Origin of the sequence: Streptomyces sp. NPDC005706, from assembly GCF_040631045.1 — a bacterium.
Lineage (GTDB): Bacteria > Actinomycetota > Actinomycetes > Streptomycetales > Streptomycetaceae > Streptomyces.
Window position 1 is genome coordinate 1 of record NZ_JBEXYS010000045.1, and the last position, 22,094, is coordinate 22,094.

The following is a 22,094-nucleotide window of genomic DNA, read 5'->3' on the forward strand; positions in this document are numbered from 1 at the left end:
CAGCCCACCACGGCCAGACACCCCGACGGTCCGGCTGGTCGGGCCCACCAGAGCCACCTCGACCAGCCGGAAAACGACCTAAATCACCGGTATTGCACCTAGGCAGTGTCTTCAAATGATCTTGAGTGGTGGTCATGGTCGGGTGATACGTCGTCATGAACTGTCCGATGCAGAATGGGAGTTCGTCCGGCCGTTGCTGCCCGTGACGTTGCATGGGCGCAAGCGGCTGGATGACCGTAGAGTCCTCAACGGGATCGTGTGGAAGTTCCGTACGGGCACGGCCTGGCGGGATGTGCCCGAGCGGTACGGGCCGTGGGCCACGCTGCACACCCGTTTTCGCCGGTGGGCGGCGGACGGCACGTTCGAGCATGCTCCGCGCCGCCCAGGCGAAGGCGGACGCCGCCGGCGACATCGACTGGTTGGTGTCGGTCGACTCAACCATCGTCCGCGCTCACCAGCATGCCGCCGGGGCCCAAAAAAGGGGCTCCGCAGCCCGGCCCTCGGACGCTACCGAGGCGGCCTGACCAGCAAGACTCACCTGGCCTGCGACGGTGTGGGCCGCCCGCTCGCCTTCATCGTCACGGGCGGCAACACCAACGACTGCACCCAGTTCACCGCCGTGATGGAGGCGATCCGGGTGCCCCGCACCGGCCCGGGACGACCCCGGGTGCGGCCCTCGCATGTCCTGGGTGACAAGGGCTACAGCTCCAGAGCGATCCGCACCTGGCTGCGGCGACGCGGGATCAGCCACACCATCCCCGAGCGAGCCGACCAGGTCCGCAACCGGCTGAACCGCGGCAGCCGCGGCGGACGACCCCCGGCCTTCGACCGCGACACCTACAAGCGGCGCAACGTGGTGGAACAGTGCTTCAACAAACTGAAGCAATGGCGCGGCATCGCCACCCGGTACGACAAGACCACCGAGTCCTACCAAGCAGCCGTCACCCTCGCAGCCCTGCTGATGTGGGCGTGACATTTGACGACAGAACCTAGCAGGGGACTACTGGTAGACCATGCTGATCGGAGTGGAGACGCTGGCGCCGCTGTTGGGGGTGGAGTAGGAGATGGTCCACACCGCTCCTGTCTTGTTCGGGGAGCCGTACAGGTAGCCGCCGTTGTCGCAGCCGTAGTTCTGGCGTTGCCCCGCCAGCACGGACGTCCCGCCGCCCATGAACGAGCAACGGGCGCCGTTGGCCAGGACGATGATGATCGGTTCGATGTCGGGTCCGCCGGGCATGTGATCGTTGTTGCCGGGAAAGCCCTGCGGGACCGACAGCTCGACCATGCGGTTGGGGGCTCCGTCCAGGCACAGGGCACTGGTGTCCTCGGGATTTGAGTCCGGGGAGAAGCAGGGGTCGAGGATCCGGTCGCCGGCGGTGCAGCGCCAGGCGTCCGTGCGCATGGTGGATTCGGCGGTCCCGAAGCACGAGCCGCTGGCCCGGTGGGTGATGGTGATGCCGCTCGCAGGGGTGCCGTCCAGGGACCAGGGGCTGAGGGTGACCACCTGGGTCTGCGTCGTCTGCATAGATGAGGTCGCGGCGGCAGGGGTTTGTGGCGCGGCGGAGGTGGCGGGGCGGGCGATGGGTGAGCGGGAGGCCACCGGTTCGGCGGCAGGGGTGGTGCGGGCTGCGGTCGCGTGCGGGGGGTGGTTGCCGCGCGCTTGGGCATGGCCAGGCGCCAGCGCGAACCAGGTGCCCGTTGCTGTCGCGGCGAACACTGCGGCCGCGAGAACGGTGAGCCAGACGCGCCTGCCCGAACGGTATGTCGCGGGAGTGGGCCAGGCGGGGTCTTCGGCGGTTGGGGGGTGCCACTGCTCGGCGATGAGACTCGGGATCTCAGTGGGCTGGTTGCGGAATGTGCCGAGGGCCTGGGTCGCCTGTTCGCCGAGCAGTTCGACGGTCTTCTCCGCGATGACGACGGAGGAGGGCCGGTGGGCCGGGTCCTTGGCCAGGCATGACTTCACCATGCCGGCCAACTCGTCGGGGATGCCCGCGAGGTCCGGCTCGCCGTTGAGTACGCGGAAAGCGACCGCCTCAGCGTTGCCGGTGCCGAAGGGGTGGCGCCCGGTGGCCGCGAAGGCGAGCAGCGCTCCCCATGCGAAAACGTCCCCGGGTGGCCCGGCGGTCCCGTCCCGGTAGTGCTCGGGACTGAGCCAGCCCGGGGTCCCGGTCAGCATGCCGGTACGGGTGACCGCGGTGCCGTCGGCGACGTGCGCGATGCCGAAGTCCAGTACCCGCGGCCCATCCGGGGCGATGATCACGTTCGCGGGTTTCAGGTCGCGATGGACGACCCCGGCGGCGTGTACGGCCGCCAGCGCGCCGGCGGTGCCAGTGGCGAACAAGTGCAGCTGGATCCCGGCCAGCGGCCCCTGCGTCGCAACATGCTGGGAGAGAGTCGGCCCGGGCACGTAGGCGGTGGCAAGCCACGGAGTCTCCGCCTCGGGATCGGCCTCCAGCAGCGGCACGAGGCACGGGCCCGAAACCCGCCGCAACACCTGCACCTCTCGGCGGAACCGGGCCCGGAACTGTTCATCCGTCGCCTGCCCGGCGTGCACAACCTTCACCGCTACCCGCTTGCCCCGCTCCCCCACCGCGGCGTACACCGTGCCCATCCCACCCACACCGATTACCCCGACCACCCGGTAACGCCCGATCCGCAACGGATCCGAGGCACGACGAGCAGCAATCAGCGACACGAACAACAACCCCCGCCGAGCGTGAATGTCTGCAGGATGTGAACCTTAGCGGCCATCACAGGCGTGGGAGGCCAGTTGGTGCCGGCTGCGCCAGCTCACTCAGAGATGTCAGCCTCCTCGGGAATCGGCGCTCGAGACCCGGACGACTTCCGCGCCTTCTCTCGCGCAGACCGGACTACCGGCGACCGGATCGAGATGGTCGAGCTGGCTATCCTGAGGGGGTGTTGAGCCTGTCGGGCGCCCTGGCCCGGTAGCTGCTCGCCTCACGTCGCTACCCCTCTATCCGCCGTTCTGACGACCGTGCGCGGCGGGACTGATGGTCAGGGGGGTGAGGTCGAGAACGCGGACCGGCTGGCCGTGCCACCGCTCTGAGGCTGTGGTGGCGATGATCGCCCCGTCGGGGCGGTCTGGGGTGGGCTGAGCGGCGTGCTGGGCGAAGATCTCATGAATCTCTCCAACCGCACCGTTCTGATCGTCGGCGGGACCTCGGGTATCGGGCGAGAGCTGGCCCGGCGCTTCGCTGCGGCGGGCAGCACCGTGGCCGTGGGCGGCCGCAGCCCGGAGGCGCTCGCGGAACACCGGGGAAGGCTTCGGCACGTTCGGCATCGACGTCACCGACGGCGCCTCCGTCGCATCCGCCCGGGACGCCGTGCTCGCCCGCTACCCCGAGCTGGACACGGTGGTGACGATGTCGGGCGTCATGCTCCTGGAGGACCTGCGCGACCCCGCGCACTTCGAGGCGGCCGAGGCGACCATCGACACCAACCTGCTCGGCACCATCCGGGTCATCGACGTCTTCACTCCGCACCTGGTCCGGCGGGGGGCCGGCACCTTCGTCACCGTCACTCCGGCATCGCCTTCCTGCCCTTCCCGCCCATGCCCAGCTACGCCGCCTCCAAGGCCGCGGTGCACGCCTACTCCGAGGCGCTGCGCGCGCAGCTCGACGACGCCGGTGTCGACGTCGTCGAGCTCGTCCCCCCGGCCGTCGCCACCGCGGGTCAGGAGAAGGTGAACCCGCACGCGTTGCCGCTCGACGACTTCGCCACCGAGGTGATGGACCTGCTGGGGACCGAGCCCACTCCGCGCGAGATCCTCGTCAATCGCGTCCTGGTGCACCGGTGGGCCGAGCGCGACGGCACCTACGACGAACTGGTGGCTCAGCGCTCGCAGGCCCTCGCGATGCTCCCGAGCCGGCAGGAACAGCGATGAACAGCAGAATCGCGTTGATGATCTGCACGTCCTAACCTCCCCGTTCCAGCGGAGGCCCGGCGCCACTCATGTGATGCCGGGCCTCCGGCGTTCCCGCCGTGCGGCCGCCGTGACGCCCTGTCGGCCGCACGGCCGAAGGGGGCCCGGCCGCAGCGGACGGAGCGGGTGAGCGGTCAGCGGTCAGCGGTCAGCGGTCAGCGGTCAGCGGTCAGCGGTCCGACGACGGAGCGGATCAGGCCCCGACCGGTAGGCCCAGCCGCTTGCGGGGCGACTCGCTCTGCGACGGGGACAGCGCGTCGGCCTCCAGTAGGCGCGGCAGCAGCTCGCGTTCACCGGTCAGTGCGCGTGGCACCATCGCCGACGTCACCCCGTGGTCCGGCCGCGACAGCAGCGTCACAGGGTCCCCGGCCGCGACGTGCCCAGGTACGACCACCCGGAAGTACACCCCGGGCAGGGTGCGCCGGCTGAACCGCTTGATCCAGGACTCCTGCCCCAGCCAGCCGGCGAAAGTGCGGCAGGGGATCCGGGTCGCCGCGCCTCCAGCACCACCACGTCGCCCACCCGCCAGCGCCCGCCGATGACGGTGCCGGAGACGTCCAGCCCGCGTGTGGTGAGGTTCTCGCCGAATACCCCGGCGGGGAGCTCCCGTCCGAGCTCCTGCTCCCACAGGTCAAGCTCCTCGTGGGCATAGGCGTAGACGGCCTGGTGGTCGCCGCCGTGGAAGCGTGCGTCGCAGACGGAGTCACCGGACATCCCGCTGACCCCTTGAGGGCCGGGTGCCGACACGGCGACCGGGTGGGAGACGGGCCGCTTGTCGATGCCGGTGCGCCCGGCGCCCGAGTGCTCGGTGACCCGGCTGCTGCCGATGTTGGCGGATTCCACGACGCCCATGGCAGCCGACCTTAGCCTTTCCGTTTCGGTTCGCGTCGGCTGCTCCGGGGTGATCCCTGTTTCCAAGCCCGTGGAGCCGCCGTCGGATGTCGGGCATGCCGAGGGCCCGGCGCGGTGGCCGGGTGCTCCCGGCGCCTCGGGTTGTGGGTGGTCGAATGCCTCCAGATGCACGCCCTGATCGGTGACAGCGATGGCCGTCGCGAAGCCGATCCGGGCAGCAGCTGTGTGTACCGCCGCGATGAGTGCGCCGGCGACCGACGAGGCGGGCACCGACGCCTGCAATGTGTCGGTGCTCATGAAGGTTCCTTTGTCTCGGTGCTGTGAGGTGGCGGATGAAGCGGCCGTGAGCCGGGTCACCGCAGGGGTGAGGCCGGGGTGGGGACCACGCGGGCGACGACGGTCTTCTCAGGGATCAGTAGGCCGTGGACGACCGGCCCGATCTCGTTCTTCCTGCGGTCGTGCTGGTAGACGGCCGCGTACGGGGCGTCGCTGTGGGCCTCGTCCTCGAACCGGCGGATCCACAGGTAGCCGTCCTCGTCCTGGGCGTCGACGAAGGAGGCGATCACGTCCATGCCCAGCGAGGCCTGGAACGGGATGACCACACGTCCTCCATGTAACGCACCCACTCCTCGCGACGTCCGGGCTGGGCCTGGTAGCGGCGGATCTCGTAGTACACGGTGCTGCTCCAAAGTGCTGGCGGGGGTGGTCAGCCAGCGACGATGAGGACGACCTTGCCGCGGGTGCGGCCGGCCTCAACGCGGCGACCTCGCCAGCGTCGATCAGGCATGCGATCGTGGTCAGCGCCACGCCGTCCGGCTCGACCAGATATCACAGGGTGGCTGCGCGCAGCACGATCAGGGCGACGGAGGCCACGGTGAGGACTGCCGCCGGAGGTGCGCCCTTGTGGTCGCCGACGCGCAGGTGGGAGACGACCGCCCCGGCGAAATAGAGCGTCAGGCCGATTGCGGCGGCGATTCCGATGGGCCCCCACCAGAGCCCGGCGATCGCACCGGCCGCGCCCGCGATCTGGGCGCCGATCAGGAAGGCCATCATGCTCTGCGGTACTCCGAGGGTGGACATCTGCTCGGTGATGTGCCGCGTCCGCAGAGACTTGGCCCCGGCCGATACCAGGAGGACCGCCGACATGAACACGGTGACGACGGCAAGGGAGACGAACACGGCTGAAACCTCAATCATGCGAGATGCGAGTAAGGGGCGTGCGCACCTCGACGACGTTAGTCGGCCGTTAGGTACCTCCAGGTAACCTTCGGGGCATGAGTCTGCGACCCGGAATTGCCTTCCTCGCCGATTGCCCCGCTCTCCTGGCCATGGAGATCATTGCCAGCAAGTGGTCCATGGTCACGCTCTTCGCCCTGACCGACGGCCCGTTGCGTCATGGCGAGTTGGTCGAGCTGAGCGGTGGCATCTCGCGCAAGGTACTGACCCAGACGCTGCGCCGGCTCCAAGCCAACGGACTCGTCGAGCGGCAGGCGTACGCCGAGGCCCCGCCGCGCGTGGAGTACAGCCTGACCGATCTCGGGCGAACCCTGGAGGAGCCCATCAGGATGCTCACCGCATGGGCGCGGGAGAACGGCGAGGCGGTCGTCACCTTCCGGGAAGCAGCCGAGGCGGCCGGGACCGTCGAGGCGGACCAGGCGACCCTGGTGAAGACACCTCCTGGTGATGAGAACCTGCACCATTCTGATCAATAGGTCAGCGCAAGCCGAAGGGGACGGCCACCGTCAATAGGCCCTGTCACGGGACACCACCCGCTGCGTACCGCCGCGTACGCCGCGCGACTAGTCTCAAGGGCACCGGCGACAACGTCGACGGGCCCCCTGTTTCCAGGGGGCCCGTCGACAGCGTGCCCGGTGAGGCACTGGCGGAGGATACGAGATTCGAACTCGTGAGGGTTGCCCCCGACACGCTTTCCAACTGTGGTGGTGGGGTCGCGGGGTGCGTTCGGGGGCGTTCACCTGCGTTCATGGGCGGCCGGATGCCGATACCGGTGGGGCTTCGACTCCCACCTGGACCGTCGTGAACGAGGCTGACTGAAACGGAAACTGAGACGCGGCCACACCACGCGCGTGGCCATTCCGTCTCGGGGCGGCTGCTCATCAGCGCAGGCAACGGCCCCGATGACAGCAAGCACCAGCCACCCGGCGCTCGAAGCCGGCGGCGACGTGCCGGCCGAGACCGAGGGGCCGGACTTCAGGAGCATGGTGCACGTGGCAGCCGCGATCGGCCTGGGGGCGCAGGAGGTCGGGGCGGACGCGCTGGCCGAAGCGTTCGCCGCGTTCGGCATGTTCGGGCTGACGGCCGAGGACTGAGCGAGGCCGAGCGCGGCGAGGGGCCCGAAGTGGACTGGGGACTGCTCCAGCAACACGCGGACGCGGTGGCTCTCCGCAGACGGTCCGCTACCGGATGCGGCAGCTGGACGAGCTGTTCGGCGAGCTACTGCACGCCCCGGCGGCCCGCTGCGCGATCCAGCTGGCCTTACGGGCACGGGAGCTGCGCCGGGGGGTGGCGGGACCCGGTGATTTCATGGACAGGTGTCCAGCTATCCTGGACACCTGTCCAAGAAGGGGAGGGCTCGCTGCTCATGGAAATCGTGGCGAACGTGCTGGTCGGCCTGGTGGCCGTGTTGCACATGTACATCCTGGTGCTGGAGATGTTCCTGTGGCAGCGGAAGCCGGGGCGGGGGCTGCACGGGTTCGACCCGGAGACGGCCCGGGCGACCGCTCCGCTGGCCGCCAACCAGGGCCTCTACAACGGCTTCCTCGCGGCCGGACTGGTGTGGGGGCTCCTCGCCGCCGACCCGACCGGCTTCCGGGTCCAGGTGTTCTTCCTGTCCTGTGTGGTGGTGGCGGGCGTGTTCGGCGCCACCACGGCCAACCGCCGCATCCTGTTCGCCCAGGCGCTGCCCGGCGCGCTCGCGCTGGCCGCCGTCCTCGCCGCACGATGAGCCGGGCGCCGCACGAGGACCCGAGGGCGGCGCGCACCCGCGCCAGGCTGCGCGCCGCCCTGCTCGCCGAGTGCGCCGAGCGACCGCCGGCGGAGGTCGCCGTGGCCGCGCTGGTGCGCCGGGCCGGGGTGGGCCGGGCCACGTTCTATGTGCACTACGACGGCATCGAGGCGCTGGCGGTCGACGCGTGCGCGGACGTCGTACGGCAGGCGGTGGACGCGCTGCACGCCTGGCGGGGGCGGCCCGATCCGGTCCACGCCCCGCCCGCGCTCCGGGAGTTCTTCACCGGTCTGTCCCCGCACGCGGCCCTGTACCGGTCGCTGCTCGCGCCGGGCGGCGGCGGGCCGCTCGGCCGGGTGCTGCACCGGGACCTGCGGGCCCGCAGCCTCGAGGAGCGCGAACTGGCCGGCGCGGCTGACGCCCCGCTGGTCGCGTCGGCGGTGGCGGCGACCTTCGCGGGTGTCCTCGCGGACTGGCTGCACGGGCTGCTGCGGGCCGCGCCGGAGGAAGTCGCGGACCAGGTCTGGCAGTTGCTGGTCGCACTGCACCGGAGCCGGTGACCGGTCACTTGCAGGCGACCTCCCGCGCCGCCCGGGGCCAGGCCTCCACTCCGGAGGACGTGCGGACGTAGGCGGTGTCCCGACGTGCCGAAGGCCATTGCCGCGGTCGCTGGAGAAGCTCACAGCTCACTGCTGGTCGGCAACGTGCAGGCTGCCATCCTCATGGCGAGGACGACCGTGGAGGCGACGGCTGACACCTTTCACTTCCAGGCCGGAATCGGCCAGCGCAGCAGTACCGCCTACTTCGGCACGGCCGTGCTCACCGGGTTGGTCAACGGGATGGACGAGTTCCTCACCGATCCGACGGCCGCTGGAGGCAGTACCGGTCCCTCGGCCTCGCAGTCCTTGGCTGTGTGCCCTGGCTGGATGACCCGGCTCTCCTCGGGCGGCACGGATAACCGGTACGCGGGACGGGATATGACCCGCGCCGCAGCCCCACAAGGCGGCAGCCGTGGAGCTTAGGGTCTTGCCGGTGCCGGGCCAGGACGGCACCACCAAGAGATCCACTACGTTGTTGCCCGCCCTACGCCGCGGACGCGGCCGCGCCGGGCTGCGGGCCGAACCGGCTGGCGAACTCCTCGCGGACACCGGGCGTGCTGAGGAAGGGAGCGCTGCCTTCGAGGAAGCGAGTCCTGTCGAGCTCCTGGGCCAGGACGCGTCCGGCGTACACCGTCGGATCCTCGTTCCGCTCGCGCGCCTGGAGCACAAGCTGCTCGTAGTGTTCCTCAGCGACGTCAATGCGAAGTTCCCTGACCATGTCCGCCACGGTAGCCGGGCAACGTCGGCAGAGTTGGGCTCGGCTACCTCGGCGTGCTGCGCTGCCGCGCAGCACGTGGCCCAGTCCGCCGAGCGATCAACCGTCGATTCTCCCGTGGAATACGCAGCGCCGGTCAGGGTCGGGCCTGGCGCCAGGAACGCAGCCTCTCGGCGATGCCGTACGAGTCCAGCCGCAGGCCCCGGATGTCGTAGATCAGTTCCCGCCAGAGCTCGAACTTCGTGTCCACGCGTTCTCCGGAGGCCTCGAGGTAGGCGATGGCGACGCCATATCCGTACACCTCGTTGCGGGCCGGGAGTGGGCGCAGGAGCACGCATTCCTCCAGCATGACCGCAGCCCGCCAGAAGGCATCGGGATGGTGCTGATCGTGCCGGGGCGGGTCGACGCGGTGGCGCTGGGCCATGCCGACAAGCACAGAGAAGTCGTTGACGGTCAGGTCGTCCCGGAGGATCTCCTCCTGGCGCTCGAGGAACCACCGGTAGTCGACGTACACGATGGGAGGCACAGGTCAGGCCGCCCGCGAGGTGTCGTGCGCGACGGACGGCAGCCCGCCGAACTCGGCATCGAAGGCGTCCATGACGCCGGGCTCGCTGATCACGCGGCGGAAAGCGGCGGTCGCTGTCTGCAGCGCCCGCTCCTGCTCCTTCTCCCCAGCCACCTTGGCCAAATAGGCCTTCACAGACAGACCTTCGGCAGCGGCGAGGCCCTGCAGGGTGTCCCTGGTGCTCGTGTCGACCTTGACAGTGGTTTCAGCCATAACCGTAGTATCCCGCACGGTATACGCGCCGCGCTACCTGATGGTTGTGGACGTTCCTCGGCTGTTGGGTCTTACGGCTGATGTCGCAATCGCACGAGCCGTGTCGTACCGATGTCGTATACGACATCGCCGTGAGACTAGCGCGCGAGTGGGTGTTGCTGCCCTGGGTGTGTGGTGCTCGTCGAGCTCCGGTTGGACTCGACGCGTTTCAGTGGTCCATCCGTCTGTGGTGACGGATCTTGTTGCCGTTCCTCTGTGGGCTAATCAGCCCACTCCATGGCTTCGGCGGCGCACAGAGCCCGCGAGCACGAGATATACGGAGGTACCAGTGAAGGCAATCGTCGCGACGGATCCGGCCGCGGAAGCAGCCGGGATCACACTCGCGGAGCGGCCTGAGCCGACGCCGGCGATCAACGACGTCGTCGTTGAAGTCCATGCGTCGGGCTTCGTCCCCGCGGAGTGGGAGTGGCCCTCGACGTGGGTCGATCGCGCCGGTCGCGATCGAGCCCAGGCGATCATCGGCCACGAGTTCGCCGGAGTGGTCACCTCCCTCGGCTACGGCACGACGGGGCTCTCGCTCGGACAGCGGGTGTTCGGGATCACGGACTGGCACCGCGATGGAACCCTGGCCGAGTACGCGGCCGTGGAGGCACGCAACCTGGCGCCGCTGCCGGGGAACGTCGACTTCACGGTGGGTGCGAGCCTGCCGATCTCCGGCCTGACCGCGTGGCAAGGTCTGTTCCAGCACGGTCGTCTTCAGGCCGGGCAGAGCGTCCTCGCACACGGCGCCGCCGGCGCGGTCGGGTCTGTAGTTACGCAGCTCGCCCGGGAGTTCGGCGCCTACGTCATCGGTACCGGGCGGGCGGCGGACCGCCAGGCGGCGCTCGACTTCGGCGCGAACGAGTTCCTCGACCTCGCCACCGAGGATCTCGACGACATCGGCGGGGTCGACGTGGTCTTCGATGTCATCGGCGCTGACATCCAAAGGCGCTCGGCGAGAATCATCCGGCCTGGCGGGACGCTGGTGTCGGTGGTGGGGCCTGTTGAGGCTCGCCCTGTCGACGGCTTGGCGGTCGACTTCGTCGTCGAGTCCGTTCCGAGTCAGCTGGTGGAGATCGTCGACCGGGTGCGGGACGGGCGCCTTCGCACGCACATCGGAACCGTCGCGACCCTCGACGACGCCGTCCCTGCGCTCAACCCGACCGAGCGGCGCAAGGGCAAGACCGTCATTCGCGTGCGCCCCTGAGCGCCCTCGAATGGGCCAACAGAGGTGGTGGGCCGGACGACCGCTGACCTGCCCGGTGTCGAACGAGGAATTGCCACGGACTTGAGACTGATCATGGTTACACGGCCGTGAGACACCACGAAAGCCCAGGTCGCAAAAGATCGACATGTCGGACGCGGCGAGACCCTACAGCCGCTGCGCCCGCTCGCGGGCATCACCGAAAGATCACGTCCAGGGTGCTACGCGTGCTTGCTCGCGCTGAGAGGTGCGGCTTGGCGCTGCGCGGACTCCGCCCCGTCTTCTTCGCGGTCGTTCTTCCGTCCCGCGGCATCGGGCGATGTCAGTGGTGGCAGGCAGGATGACGGGCATGACAACACCTGCAGCTGTGATCATGGATGCCGCCGCTTACGCGCAGGCGGTCGAGGAAGCGGTGAAGGCGTCGGCCGCCTACTACGCGGGTGGGGTGTCGGCCTTGGACGATGACGCCTACGACAGGCTGGTGCGAGGCATCGCCGCGTGGGAGGCCGAACATCCTGATCAGGTGCTGCCCGACTCTCCGACGGGGAAGGTCGCCGGCGGGGCCGTGGAGGGCGATGTCCCGCACACGGTGGCGATGCTGAGTCTGGACAACGTGTTCTCGCCGGAGGAGTTCACCGCTTGGACGGCGTCCCTGGCCCGGCGCATCGGCCACGACGTCGAGCGGTTCAGTGTCGAGCCGAAGCTGGACGGGCTCGCGGTCGCCGCCCGTTACGCCGACGGTCGCCTGAGACAGCTGATCACACGTGGGGACGGGACGGCCGGGGAGGATGTCTCGCACGCGATCGGCACCATAGAGGGCCTGCCGGACCAGCTCGCCGAGCCGGTCACCGTGGAAGTCCGCGGCGAAGTCCTGATGACGACTGCTCAGTTCGAGCACGCCAACGAGGTGCGCACCGCGCACGGCGGGCAGCCGTTCGCCAACCCGCGCGGCGCCGCGGCGGGCACCCTGCGCGCCAAGGAGCGCGCTTACACGGTGCCGATGACGTTCTTCGGTTACGGCCTACTGCCCCGGCCCAGCACCGAGACGTCGCTCGCCGTGCGGCTGGGCGAACTCGCGCACAGCGACCTCATGGTTCAGGCCGCCGCGTACGGGGTGAACACCACGGCCACCACCGCGGTGCCCGGCATCACCGCCGACACGGTCGAGCAGGTGCTGGCCCGGGTGCAGGAGATCGCTGCCCTGCGGGCGGAGCTGCCGTTCGGGATCGACGGGATCGTCATCAAGGCCGATCTGGCCGCCGATCAGCGGACGGCAGGATTGGGTTCGCGCGCTCCGCGTTGGGCGATCGCGTACAAGCTGCCGGCCGTCGAGAAGATCACCCGGTTGCTTGAGGTGGAGTGGAACGTGGGCCGTACCGGCATCATCGCCCCGCGTGCTGTCCTGGATCCGGTCGAGATCGACGGCGCCACCATCACGTATGCCACCCTCCACAATCCGGCCGACATCACCCGCCGCGACCTGCGCCTGGGCGACCACGTCATGGTCCACCGGGCCGGCGACGTCATCCCCCGCATCGAAGCCCCCGTCGCCCACCTGCGCACCGGCGACGAACAGCCCATCGCCTTCCCCGAGACGTGCCCGCGCTGCGGGGCCGGCATCGACACCAGCGAGCAGCGCTGGCGCTGCGAGAACGGACGCAACTGCCACCTGGTGGCCGCCCTGTCCTACGCAGCCGGCCGCGACCAGCTCGACATCGAAGGCCTCGGCCACACCCGCGTCGTCCAACTCGTCGACGCTGGTCTCGTCGCCGATCTCGCCAACCTGTTCACCCTGACCCGCGAGCAGCTGATGGGCCTGGAACGGATGGGCGCCACCAGCACCGACAACCTCCTCGCCGCCATCACCACGGCCAAGGGCCAGCCGCTGTCGCGGGTGCTGTGCGCGCTTGGGGTCCGCGGCACCGGCCGCTCCATGTCCCGCCGTATCGCCCGGCACTTCGCCACCATGGACAACATCCGCGCCGCGGACGCGGAAGCGATGCAGCAGGTCGAGGGCATCGGCACCGAGAAGGCCCCCTCGATCGTCGCCGAGCTCGCCGAACTCGCCCCGCTGATCGACAAACTCGCCGCCGCCGGGGTGAACATGACGGAACCCGGCGCCACCCCACCCACCTCGTCCGACGGCGACACCGGCGACCACGACGAGGACGCCGAGCGTGCGGGTCGACCGCTGGCCGGGATGACCGTGGTCGTCACGGGCGCGATGACCGGCCCCCTGGAGAAGCTCAGCCGCAACCAGATGAACGAACTCATCGAACAAGCCGGCGGCCGCTCGTCCTCCAGCGTCTCCAAGAAGACCACTCTCGTCGTCGCCGGAGACGGCGCGGGGTCCAAGCGAGCCAAGGCCGAAGATCTCGGTATCCGCCTGGCCACCCCCGACGAATTCGCCACCATGGTCGCCGACTACCTCAACTAGGATTTCCCTACGGAGGGTTGCCCAGCTCGCGCCGGCCGTCCGGGATGTGCGGGAACAACCCAAGACGGTTGACCGTTCACCTACACGTGGCTCGCGGAGGGGACAGTGTCCCCGGGCCTCACCGGCTGTGCATGACGGCGCTCTCGCTCGCTCCGGGGCGCTGGGATCCACCGCGCAGGCGCCGTTTCGGCCTGGGTCCTCCAGCGGCGGCGGCAGCGACAGGACCAGGGCCTGGAGCGGGCCGGAGTGCTGGGGGCGGCCTGCGCCTGCTCGGGGATCACGTGCACTCGGGGATCCCCCAGGGCGTCCAGGACTCTTCAGACGGAGCTTTCCGCCGTCGGCGGAGCGCAGTTCGCCGCAACCTGGCGCGCCCGCTTACGCCTCGTCGTCCGCCGGGTAAGCAAGCCGGGTCAGCAGATCCGTCAGCCTCTGGGGCTCCCCGGGACCCAATTCCGCGACCAGCCGCTCAGCCAGAGGCTCCGCGGCGAGATGGACGGCATCGAACAATTCCAGTCCCTGAGGAGTGATCTCCACTGCCCGCACCCGCCGGTCCCCCGGAACGGCCTTGCGTGCGGCCAGGCCCTTCCGCTCCAGGTCGTCCACGACCCTCATGATTCCAGCCTTGTCCGACCCGGTCGCCACCACCAGGTCCCGCTGCACCGTGGGCCCCCGACTGACCAGCTCGATCAGCACCGCGAAATGCCGCAACTCGATGCCGAGCGGCCGAAGCGCCTCCCCCATCACCGCGGCCGCACGCCAGTGCGCCCGGCGCAGCAACAGGCCGAGAGCGAAAGGCGACGTGTCCCCGGGGCGGTCGGTCGCATGCGTGGCGGGGGTTCGGCGAGGAACGTCAGCGGCCATGAGGCCACATTACTTCATTCAATACGGTATCGACTGAAACTACATAGCTGCCCCCCGTCCGCTGCGACAGCGACCGGAGATCGGAGCCCATGGGCGTGACAGTGGCCTGGGACGCTGCTGGCGCCCGGCCCGCGGAGCGACGGGGAGTGGGAGTGGCATCAAGGAAGCAGGAACGAGCCAGACGGCGTTGCCGTGGACTTCACGGTGTAGAGAGACCACGCTTCCGTCAACGGCGGATGGACTGCGTAGCCTCGCGTGCTGCTCGCTGCGCGGCGGCAATCGACTGGAGTGAACCGACGCAGGCCGGCCTGTTCCAGGTATCGGCGGCGGGCTGTCGGGCTGGCAGTCGCCAGCGCGACCTTGCCTGGGCGTAGGCGTGGGTGCGCGGATCAATCCCGACGCCGCTCCTTGCCCCGGGCTGTGATTGTCCTGACATCCGCGATCACCGGGCCGTCAACGGCACATCCCCGCGCGGTATCCCTGCTGCACGAGGAAGGGCGGGACCGAGTCGGCCACCGTTTACGGTTGGCCGACCCGGATCCTGCGGGGCTGTCAGTGTCCGAAGGCCGTGCGCAGAGTGCGGATGGCCTGCTCGATCGCGGCATTCGCGCCGTTCGTGGGACGGACGGGATTGAGCATCATGAAGTCGTGGATGACACCGTTGTAGCGGATGCTGGTGGTGTCCACCCCCGCTTCGGTCAGGCGGCGTGCGTAGGCCTCACCCTCGTCGCGCAGCACGTCGTTCTCGTCGACAACGACCAGGGCCGGCGGCAGCCCGACGAGCTCCTCCCGGCTGGCCCGTAGCGGCGAGGCCGTGCTCTGCGCGCGCTCATCGGGATCGGTGGTGTAGGCGTCCCAGAACCAGGCCATGCCCTGGGCTGTGAGGAACGGCCCGTCGGCGAATTCGCGGTAGCTGTCGGTGTCCTGAGCAGCGTCGGTGACCGGGTAGTACATCGACTGCTGGATGAAGGTGACGTCGCCGCGCTGCTTGGCCAGGATGGCCAGGGCCGCGGCCATATTGCCGCCGACGGAATCGCCGGCCACGGCCAGCCGGGAGACATCCAGCCCATGCTCGTCGGCGTTGCGGATCAGCCACTGAGCCGTGGCGTAAGCCTGCTCGAGGGCGACCGGGTAGCGGGCCTCGGGTGAACGGTCGTACTCGACGAATGCGACGACGGCGTCAGCGCCGACCGCGAGCTCGCGCACCAGGCGGTCGTGCGTACCCGCGTTGCCAAGGATCCACCCGCCACCGTGAACGTAAAGGACGACGGGTGCTCCCTGCCCTACGTCGACGGGCTTGACGATGCGTACCCGCACTTCCCCCACGTCGGCTGGCACCGTCACCCACTGCTCGGTCACGTCCAGCTTGTCGACCGGTGCGGCCTGAATGTCGTCGAGGACCTTGCGGGCTCCCTCTGGGCCCAGCTCGTAGAGGAAGGGAGGCTTCGACGTGGCGTCGGCGATCTCCTGCGCGGCAGGCTCAAGAATCGGCTTGGCCATGATGTTCATCCTTCGATGTCGAGTGCAGGAGCGGAGAACCGCGGTGTGATCAACGCTGTCGCCGGTGGGCAGCCGGTCAGAAAGGCGGGCTCTCACCATGCCTGCTTGCGTCGGGATGATCGGATGGTGCGGGAAGAGGCCCGGCCCTGTGCAGCGTAGGAAGACGTCCCGGCACCCGGATGACAATGCGCGCACCCGTTTGATGCACCTGCGTGCACATCTGCCACACTACGCCGCAAACGCCGGTGTCGCGGGGCGTCAGCCCTCTGGCCGGTGGCGATGGCCTGTTCCATACCGCGCCCTCGTATCCGCCGCTACCACCCTCGCACCGGCCGAACGAACACCAGGCCGAACGCGACGGACGCGCGGGGGCGGAGTCCCTCACCCGGCCGCGCCGCGCGGCTGCAGACACGCCACAGCCCCTCTCTCCTTGCCAGACGTGCCGGAACGACGCAGACCTGCGCTTGATCAGGCACGTCTGGCCCTGCACGCACGGGACCCTTGGAGCGTCAGATGATCCAGCCGCCACTGCGGCGACTGTGATCTCGAAGGGGCTCGCCCAGCACGCCTCCGCACGCGCGGTTCCCGGGTCAGCTGCCCAGCGGCGGGCATGGTCCATAACGTCGACGTGGCGTACGCAAGATGGTCGTTTCAGGTGGGCCAGTCCGCAGGCGCCAATACCCGTGCGTTTGACGTACCTCAGCGTCGATCACGATCGTCTGCGGCAGGCCGCCGCCGAGGAGATTCGCGGACAGCCGGTACGCCCCGGCCAGCGGCGCGTACTTAGCAGCCGTTGCCGGTCGGTGTGCACTTCATGCGGGCGTGCTTGTCTGTCTCCCACAGCAGAGCATCATCGACGGTGTCCGCCCGCCCGCGAGAGCGTTGCCCCCGCGGGGGCAGGTTTAGCGATCCGGTGGCCTGAGGCCGCCGCCGGTCTTCCGACCCCAGGGAACGGATCGGACACCGGGCACGAGCTCAATATGTCGTCCCCGGGCGCTCGTTGAGCGGCTGGGGCGGTAAGCCGTGAGACCGCTCAGCGCTCACCTGCCGGCTCCGGCCACAACGCTCGCACTGCGTCAGGCACCTCGGCCACAGCAGCCGGATCGAGCAGGGCCACTTGGAGGATGTAGCCGGGGAGGACGGAGAGCATCGTTGAAGCGATCGCCTCGGCCGTGACGTTCGTAGGCAAAGCATCCCGTTTCTGCTCGTCACGTACCAAGGTCACCAGATTGGCGCGTATGCGGCCGACGAGATGGTCGAGCTTGGCCGCCAGCGATCGGTCGCGCATGGCCTCCCCCCAGACCAGAACCGCGAGGGCGGCCACGTCCTCCTCGGCCGACTTGACTCGGATCACGTCGAGCAGTTCCGCCAAGACCGCCCCCACGGACTGACCCTGCCGGTTTGTGGCGACGGCGAGCGTGATGTCGAGGACATCGCGCATGTTCTCCTCGGCGATCGCGAGGATCATCTCGTCCTTACTGGTGAAGTACCGATACACCGCGCCCGCGGACAGCCCCGCCTCCGCGAACAGGTCCTGCATGGAGGTGGAGTGGAAACCGTCACGGAGGAAACAACGGCGCGCCGCGCCCAGAATCTGCTCGCGGCGGGCATCCATGTGCTGCTGAGTGACCTTGGGCATGAGACCAGCTTACAAAGAAAACGAACATTCGTGTTGACGGCCGGCGAGGTGGCAGGTCAGACTGAAGTTAAAAGAAAACGATCATTCTTTTTATGAGAGGACGGGTTGTGAGTAGCCCCTTGTCAGGACGCCCAGCATGGCGGGAAGTGGTCATTGCCGCCGTGGCACTGCCCCTGGTGATCACTGCGGCGGTCTTGGCATTCGCCTGGCCGGCGGGGCGGATCAAGCCGCGCGAGGTCCCTGTCGGCATCGTGGGGACAGGGCCAGCCAGCCAGCACGCGGTGGAGGCACTGACCCGTGCGAAGCCGGGCGCGTTCGACTTCCACCTCTTTGCGAACCGGCAGGCCGCGCGGTCGGCGATCAAGAACCGGGATGTCTACGGCGCCTTTGCCATCTCCGGCCGCAGCATCACCGTGCTGGAGGCCACCGCCGCCAGCCCTTCCGTGGCCCAGCTTCTGACCGATGTCGGACAACAGCTGGCCGACAAGGCCACCCAGCAGATCGCCCGGCAGGAGGCCGTGGATGCGCACTCGCGGGCGAGGGCCCACAAGCAGGCAGCCGCCAAGCCGGGCGCCGTCCAGCAGAAGGCCGCACGGCAGGAATCCACAGGTGCTGATTCCTCTGCACAAATCCTTGTGAAGGCGATCGACGTGGTGCCCGTCGCCGCAGAGGACCCCCGGGGTGTGGTGTTCAGCTCATCGATCTTCCCGCTCACGATCTGCGGCATCCTGATCGGAGCGTTTGTCACGATGGCTCTTGGCCTTGCACGCCCGGGGCACCGAGTGCTGACGCTCCTCGTCGCGTGCGCTGTCGCAGCCCTGGGTGTCTACCTCGTGGCCCAGGGCCTCCTCGGAGCGCTGCCCCATCATCACGTGGCCACCTGGGCGATCCTGTCGCTCGACCTTCTCTCCATCAGCGCCACCACTGCCGGCGTGGTCCGACTCCTCGGTCCCGGGGGCCTTGGGCTCAGCGCCGCGGTCATGGTCTTCGTCGGGAACGCCTTCTCCGGCGCCACCTCCGCCCCGGAGATGCTCCCCAAGGGCGTGGATCACGTCGGCCAGTGGCTGCCCCCCGGCGCCGGAGCCAGTCTGCTTCGTGACACCACTTACTTCGACGGCAACTCCGGCGCCGGCCATCTTGCCGTCCTGGCTCTGTGGAGTGTCTGCGGGCTCACAGCAGTCATGTTCAGCCACTGGGTTACCGGGAAACCCCGTGGCACGCAGCCCGGTGCGACGGCTTCCGGGGAGTTGCTCCCGGCTTTGCCGGGATCCGGCGAGGCTTTGTCGGTTCGGCGTCACGTGCACGCCCATGCCCGTCGCCATGACGGTGACGGCTGATGCCCGAGCACTTCATGCGCGCGATCAGGCTCTCGCCGCCCAGGCCGCACAGCCACAGGGGTGCGACCCGGCAGACACACGGGCGACCTCCGACACGAACACGACCACGGAGCACTGCGCGAGGTGCTGAAACCGCGATGCCTCGTGCCGTACCGGAACGGACACACACCATGACCACCCCACAACACCCTCAACCGGTACGCCGGTGCGAGCATCCGCAGTCAGCCGATGGCTCTCCGGCCATCACTCGGGCCTTCGCCCTGCTCAGCAGGCGCTGGAACGGCTTGATCCTCATGGCGCTGGCCAAAGGCCCGGCCGACTTCGCACAGATTCGCGAACGCGTCCCCGGCATCAGCGACCGCATGCTCGCCCAGCGCCTCCGGGAACTGACCGCGATCGACCTGATCACCCAGGACATGCGGCACGGGCTGTCATCGCGAACCCGCTACGCACTTTCTGCGCACGGCAAGGCCTTCCTCGTCCCCCTGGCCGTTTTGTTCTTGTGGGCAGAGGATCACCTTCTACCGAGCGGCTTGCCGGCATCGGATCAACCGACTACGCCAGGTTGCTGACCTCTCTTCACGCACAGGCAGGAGGTTGGAGTTGGACGCATGCCTCCGGCGAGCGATCGACCGGCACAGGATTGATGGGGGCACTGTTCTCGACGGCCACGCGGTGATGTTCTCCACCTGGCGTCGGAACGGCACCACCCGATAGGAGATGCTGCCCGGCGAGGGGGCTTGTAAAGCCCGGCGCCGGGACCGGTGTTGCTGGATCCGCACTCTGGCCGTATCGCGACTCAGCCTTCGGAGGGACGGGGAGCGCGCTTGTGCGCACGTTCCTTCAGCTCCTCCTCGTCGACCAATGTGAGCATAGGCTGGCCCGGCGCGCACAACATGGTCACCACGAACTTGGTCGATGCGTCCGACAGTGCGTTGCCGTCCTGGTAGTGGATCACGTCACCGCCTGGCTCCCAGAACGTTCCACCGGCCTCGACCACACGCTCTGGCTCGCCTTCAAGTTCGAACCGGAGTGCGCCCTCCATCACGTAGCCGAACGACGGGCCCGAATGGCGATGCGGAGGGAGCCCGGGGTGACCGGGAGGCCAGTTGACGAGGATGGTCATTCCCGAACCGCCTTCGGGAAAGAAGGGCGGGGTGACTTCCTGCAGCAACTTGACTTCGGGCGGCAAGGAGACCTGAGCGGCGGTCCCGAGCCCTGGGTTCTTCTCCGACATGTACCACACCTCCGTAAGCCCTCCCGAATGGGCGGTCTCGCTTCAGCCACTACGGCCCGGACGATGTACCGACCCACTCGTTCGGCGGTGGCCGAGGTCGCCGGGTTTCCGGCTGACAGGCCGTGTGCCGTATACCTCGCCCAAACGGTCTCGACACCACCCTGCATCCCGTCGGCGGCCACCACAATCCGGGATCCGGCGGGCGTCGAGACCGCCTCGCACCGTGTCATCGGCGGGCATCTCGTGCTGTAGCAAGCCAAGTCGTGATGTGCCGCGCCGCGGCGCGAGGAGCTCCGCGAGCTCGCTGTCCAGGTCCTGCAACGGCGTGGTCAGGACCTTCCCGCAGATGCAGTGCCCGAGGCAGGAAACAATCACGACCCGAGATGTTGCGATCGAGATGGTATTGAGTGATACCATCTTGAGTGTAACGAAGACATACCCGTTGAACAGATGGAGGCGGGTGGTCATGGACGTCTACGAGGCTGTTTCGAGCCGACGGGCGGTGCGCGCGTTCACCGACGAGCCCGCGCCGAGGGAAACACTGGAGCGAGTGCTGTCCGCTGCGGCTTGGGCGCCGTCCGGATCGAACCTGCAACCGTGGCACACCTACATGGTGACCGGCGCGCCGCTGGCCGAGATCAAGAAGCGCGCCGGCGAGCGCCTGGCCCTGGGGGACCCCTGGGACGCGCCGGAGTACGAGATGTATCCGCCGCAACTGAAGTCTCCGTACCGCGAGCGCCGCTCCGCCTTCGGCAAGCAGCGCTACGGTGCGCTCGGCATCGCGCGTGAGGACCTGGAGGCGCGCCACAGGGCGGCCGCCGCGAACTGGGACTGCTTCGGTGCGCCCGCCGCCCTGTTCTGCTGCATCGATCAGGACATGCGATCACCTCAATGGGCTGATGTCGGCATGTACCTGCAGACCGTCATGCTGCTGCTCCGTGCCGAAGGGCTGCACAGTTGCGCGCAGATGGCCTGGGCGAAGTACCACAGGACCGTCGCGGAAGTCCTGTCACCCCCGGACGGACTCGTCCTCTTCTGTGCTATGTCGATCGGGTTTGAAGACGTCACAGCGGGTGACGCCCGTACAGGCCGGGCGCCGCTGGAGGAGACGGTCACGTTCGTCGACGGCCTCTGACGACTGGCCCTCCTGGTCCATCAGAGCGAACCGTTTCATGCTGCATCCACATAACGGTTCATATGCCATATTGCGCATGTAATCACCACGAAAGGCATGTCATGAAGATCGCAGTAATAGGCGGCACCGGGCTGATCGGCTCGCAGGTCGTGAGGAATCTGACCGCGGCCGGGCACGAAGCAGTACCGCACTCGAAGTCCACCGGAGTCGACATCATCAGCGGTCAGGGACTGGAGGAGGCGACGGCGGGAGCCGACGTCATCGTCAACCTGACGAACTCCCCGACCTTCGACGAAGCCTCCCTGGGCTTCTTCCAGACCTCGATGGACAACCTCCTGGCCGCGGCCCACAAGGGCGGCGTCGGCCACTTCGTCATCCTCTCGATCGTCGGCGTGGACCAGGTGCCGGAGCTGGACTACTACCAGGCCAAGGCGCTTCAGGAGAAGATCCTCACGGACGGGCCGATCCCCTACTCGATCGTCCGGGCGACGCAGTTCATGGACTTCATGGACGCGGTCCTGTCCTGGACCGCTGACGCCGACACCGTCCGACTGCCCGCCACGCCGATCCAGCCGATCGCATCCAAGGACGTGGCCACCGCAGTGGCGGAGGTCGCCACCGGCACCCCGCTGAACGGCATCCGCAACATCGCCGGCCCCGAGGTCTTCACCCTGGACGAGGTGGGCCGGATCACCCTGGCCCACAAGGGCGACCACCGCACCGTCGTGACCGACCCCACCGCCGGCATGTTCGCCGTCGTCAAGGGCGACGTCCTCACCGACACGGACGCCCACCTCGCCCCCACCCGCTACACCGACTGGCTCTCCTGACTGCTCGCGCCCTCCGAGACGTG

Annotated in this window: 23 protein-coding genes and 2 pseudogenes; 13 read left to right on the top strand and 12 right to left on the bottom strand. The window is 68.7% G+C overall.

All coding sequences use genetic code 11. The annotated features are described in order from the left end of the window. Positions 1-115: 115 nt before the first annotated feature. On the top strand, positions 116-973 hold the full coding sequence (locus ABZ478_RS36760) for an IS5 family transposase (protein ID WP_359556727.1): 858 nt from the start codon (positions 116-118) through the stop codon (positions 971-973). A 27-nt stretch (positions 974-1,000) separates the two neighbouring features. Here ABZ478_RS36760 and ABZ478_RS36765 read toward each other — a convergent pair whose 3' ends face one another. After that, complete coding sequence (locus tag ABZ478_RS36765; protein WP_359556729.1) at positions 1,001-2,695, bottom strand: serine/threonine-protein kinase; 1,695 nt, start codon at positions 2,693-2,695, stop codon at positions 1,001-1,003. A gap of 444 nt (positions 2,696-3,139) precedes the next feature. On the opposite strand from ABZ478_RS36765, the pseudogene ABZ478_RS36770 reads away from it, so the two are divergent. Then, positions 3,140-3,904, top strand: a pseudogene (locus ABZ478_RS36770) (SDR family NAD(P)-dependent oxidoreductase). 232 nt (positions 3,905-4,136) lie between these two features. On the opposite strand, the gene ABZ478_RS36775 reads toward ABZ478_RS36770, so the two are convergent. The 4 genes and pseudogenes from ABZ478_RS36775 to ABZ478_RS36790 form a co-directional block, all read right to left on the bottom strand. Next, the gene (locus ABZ478_RS36775) at positions 4,137-4,259 is read right to left on the bottom strand and encodes a hypothetical protein (protein ID WP_359556817.1); all 123 of its coding nucleotides are present in this window, start codon (positions 4,257-4,259) and stop codon (positions 4,137-4,139) included. A 96-nt stretch (positions 4,260-4,355) separates the two neighbouring features. Further along, a pseudogene (locus ABZ478_RS36780) lies at positions 4,356-5,092 on the bottom strand (MOSC domain-containing protein); the annotation flags it as partial. Positions 5,093-5,148: 56 nt separating this feature from the next. Next, positions 5,149-5,397: an NIPSNAP family containing protein gene (locus tag ABZ478_RS36785; protein WP_359556732.1), complete on the bottom strand. Its 249-nt coding sequence runs from the start codon at positions 5,395-5,397 to the stop codon at positions 5,149-5,151. A 226-nt stretch (positions 5,398-5,623) separates the two neighbouring features. Next, positions 5,624-5,992, bottom strand: coding sequence for a DoxX family protein (locus ABZ478_RS36790; RefSeq protein ID WP_359556735.1), 369 nt, complete (start codon positions 5,990-5,992; stop codon positions 5,624-5,626). A gap of 77 nt (positions 5,993-6,069) precedes the next feature. Between ABZ478_RS36790 and ABZ478_RS36795 the strand changes: the two genes are divergently transcribed. The 5 genes from ABZ478_RS36795 to ABZ478_RS36815 all read left to right on the top strand — a co-directional run bounded on the left by ABZ478_RS36795 (position 6,070) and on the right by ABZ478_RS36815 (position 8,782). Further along, on the top strand, positions 6,070-6,507 hold the full coding sequence (locus ABZ478_RS36795; RefSeq protein WP_359556736.1) for a helix-turn-helix domain-containing protein: 438 nt from the start codon (positions 6,070-6,072) through the stop codon (positions 6,505-6,507). Positions 6,508-6,933: 426 nt separating this feature from the next. Continuing rightward, a complete protein-coding gene (locus tag ABZ478_RS36800; RefSeq protein ID WP_359556739.1) occupies positions 6,934-7,125 on the top strand; it encodes a hypothetical protein in 192 nt (63 codons plus the stop codon). Positions 7,126-7,397: 272 nt separating this feature from the next. Continuing rightward, positions 7,398-7,760, top strand: coding sequence for a DUF1304 domain-containing protein (locus ABZ478_RS36805; protein ID WP_055496002.1), 363 nt, complete (start codon positions 7,398-7,400; stop codon positions 7,758-7,760). Beyond that, positions 7,757-8,320 carry a TetR/AcrR family transcriptional regulator gene (locus ABZ478_RS36810; RefSeq protein ID WP_359556742.1) on the top strand — a complete coding sequence of 188 codons (564 nt, stop codon included), beginning with the start codon at positions 7,757-7,759 and terminating at the stop codon, positions 8,318-8,320. Before ABZ478_RS36805 ends, ABZ478_RS36810 begins: the two co-directional genes overlap by 4 nt. An 84-nt stretch (positions 8,321-8,404) precedes the next feature. Continuing rightward, on the top strand, positions 8,405-8,782 hold the full coding sequence (locus tag ABZ478_RS36815) for a hypothetical protein (RefSeq protein WP_359556744.1): 378 nt from the start codon (positions 8,405-8,407) through the stop codon (positions 8,780-8,782). Between the two features lie 61 nt (positions 8,783-8,843). Here the strand turns inward: ABZ478_RS36815 and ABZ478_RS36820 are convergent, their stop codons facing one another. The 3 genes from ABZ478_RS36820 to ABZ478_RS36830 form a co-directional block, all read right to left on the bottom strand. After that, a complete protein-coding gene (locus ABZ478_RS36820; protein WP_359556746.1) occupies positions 8,844-9,077 on the bottom strand; it encodes a hypothetical protein in 234 nt (77 codons plus the stop codon). A 133-nt stretch (positions 9,078-9,210) separates the two neighbouring features. Next, positions 9,211-9,600: a toxin Doc gene (locus ABZ478_RS36825; RefSeq protein ID WP_359556749.1), complete on the bottom strand. Its 390-nt coding sequence runs from the start codon at positions 9,598-9,600 to the stop codon at positions 9,211-9,213. Between the two features lie 3 nt (positions 9,601-9,603). Beyond that, on the bottom strand, positions 9,604-9,852 hold the full coding sequence (locus tag ABZ478_RS36830; RefSeq protein WP_311701466.1) for an antitoxin MazE7: 249 nt from the start codon (positions 9,850-9,852) through the stop codon (positions 9,604-9,606). A 328-nt stretch (positions 9,853-10,180) separates the two neighbouring features. Between ABZ478_RS36830 and ABZ478_RS36835 the strand changes: the two genes are divergently transcribed. Beyond that, on the top strand, positions 10,181-11,098 hold the full coding sequence (locus tag ABZ478_RS36835) for an NADP-dependent oxidoreductase (RefSeq protein WP_359556751.1): 918 nt from the start codon (positions 10,181-10,183) through the stop codon (positions 11,096-11,098). A 346-nt stretch (positions 11,099-11,444) separates the two neighbouring features. Next, positions 11,445-13,532 carry an NAD-dependent DNA ligase LigA gene (gene ligA / locus ABZ478_RS36840; RefSeq protein ID WP_359556753.1) on the top strand — a complete coding sequence of 696 codons (2,088 nt, stop codon included), beginning with the start codon at positions 11,445-11,447 and terminating at the stop codon, positions 13,530-13,532. Positions 13,533-13,907: 375 nt separating this feature from the next. On the opposite strand, the gene ABZ478_RS36845 is transcribed toward ligA, so the two are convergent. The 3 genes from ABZ478_RS36845 to ABZ478_RS36855 form a co-directional block, all read right to left on the bottom strand. Next, the gene (locus ABZ478_RS36845) at positions 13,908-14,393 is read right to left on the bottom strand and encodes a MarR family transcriptional regulator (RefSeq protein WP_359556756.1); all 486 of its coding nucleotides are present in this window, start codon (positions 14,391-14,393) and stop codon (positions 13,908-13,910) included. A gap of 552 nt (positions 14,394-14,945) precedes the next feature. Beyond that, complete coding sequence (locus ABZ478_RS36850; RefSeq protein WP_359556758.1) at positions 14,946-15,893, bottom strand: alpha/beta hydrolase; 948 nt, start codon at positions 15,891-15,893, stop codon at positions 14,946-14,948. Between the two features lie 1,033 nt (positions 15,894-16,926). Continuing rightward, positions 16,927-17,532, bottom strand: a complete 606-nt coding sequence (locus tag ABZ478_RS36855) for a TetR/AcrR family transcriptional regulator (RefSeq protein ID WP_359556760.1) — start codon at positions 17,530-17,532, stop codon at positions 16,927-16,929. 146 nt (positions 17,533-17,678) lie between these two features. Here ABZ478_RS36855 and ABZ478_RS36860 point away from each other — a divergent pair, with 146 nt between their 5' ends. Both ABZ478_RS36860 and ABZ478_RS36865 read left to right on the top strand, forming a co-directional pair. Then, on the top strand, positions 17,679-18,869 hold the full coding sequence (locus ABZ478_RS36860; protein WP_359556762.1) for an ABC transporter permease: 1,191 nt from the start codon (positions 17,679-17,681) through the stop codon (positions 18,867-18,869). A gap of 170 nt (positions 18,870-19,039) precedes the next feature. Further along, positions 19,040-19,441 carry a helix-turn-helix domain-containing protein gene (locus tag ABZ478_RS36865; protein WP_359556765.1) on the top strand — a complete coding sequence of 134 codons (402 nt, stop codon included), beginning with the start codon at positions 19,040-19,042 and terminating at the stop codon, positions 19,439-19,441. Between the two features lie 227 nt (positions 19,442-19,668). Here ABZ478_RS36865 and ABZ478_RS36870 read toward each other — a convergent pair whose 3' ends face one another. Next, positions 19,669-20,106 carry a cupin domain-containing protein gene (locus tag ABZ478_RS36870; RefSeq protein ID WP_359556767.1) on the bottom strand — a complete coding sequence of 146 codons (438 nt, stop codon included), beginning with the start codon at positions 20,104-20,106 and terminating at the stop codon, positions 19,669-19,671. Positions 20,107-20,572: 466 nt separating this feature from the next. Between ABZ478_RS36870 and ABZ478_RS36875 the strand changes: the two genes are divergently transcribed. Both ABZ478_RS36875 and ABZ478_RS36880 read left to right on the top strand, forming a co-directional pair. Further along, the gene (locus ABZ478_RS36875; protein ID WP_359556769.1) at positions 20,573-21,241 is read left to right on the top strand and encodes a nitroreductase; all 669 of its coding nucleotides are present in this window, start codon (positions 20,573-20,575) and stop codon (positions 21,239-21,241) included. Positions 21,242-21,342: 101 nt separating this feature from the next. Continuing rightward, positions 21,343-22,071 carry an NAD(P)H-binding protein gene (locus ABZ478_RS36880; RefSeq protein WP_359556771.1) on the top strand — a complete coding sequence of 243 codons (729 nt, stop codon included), beginning with the start codon at positions 21,343-21,345 and terminating at the stop codon, positions 22,069-22,071. The last annotated feature ends 23 nt before the right edge of the window (positions 22,072-22,094 follow it).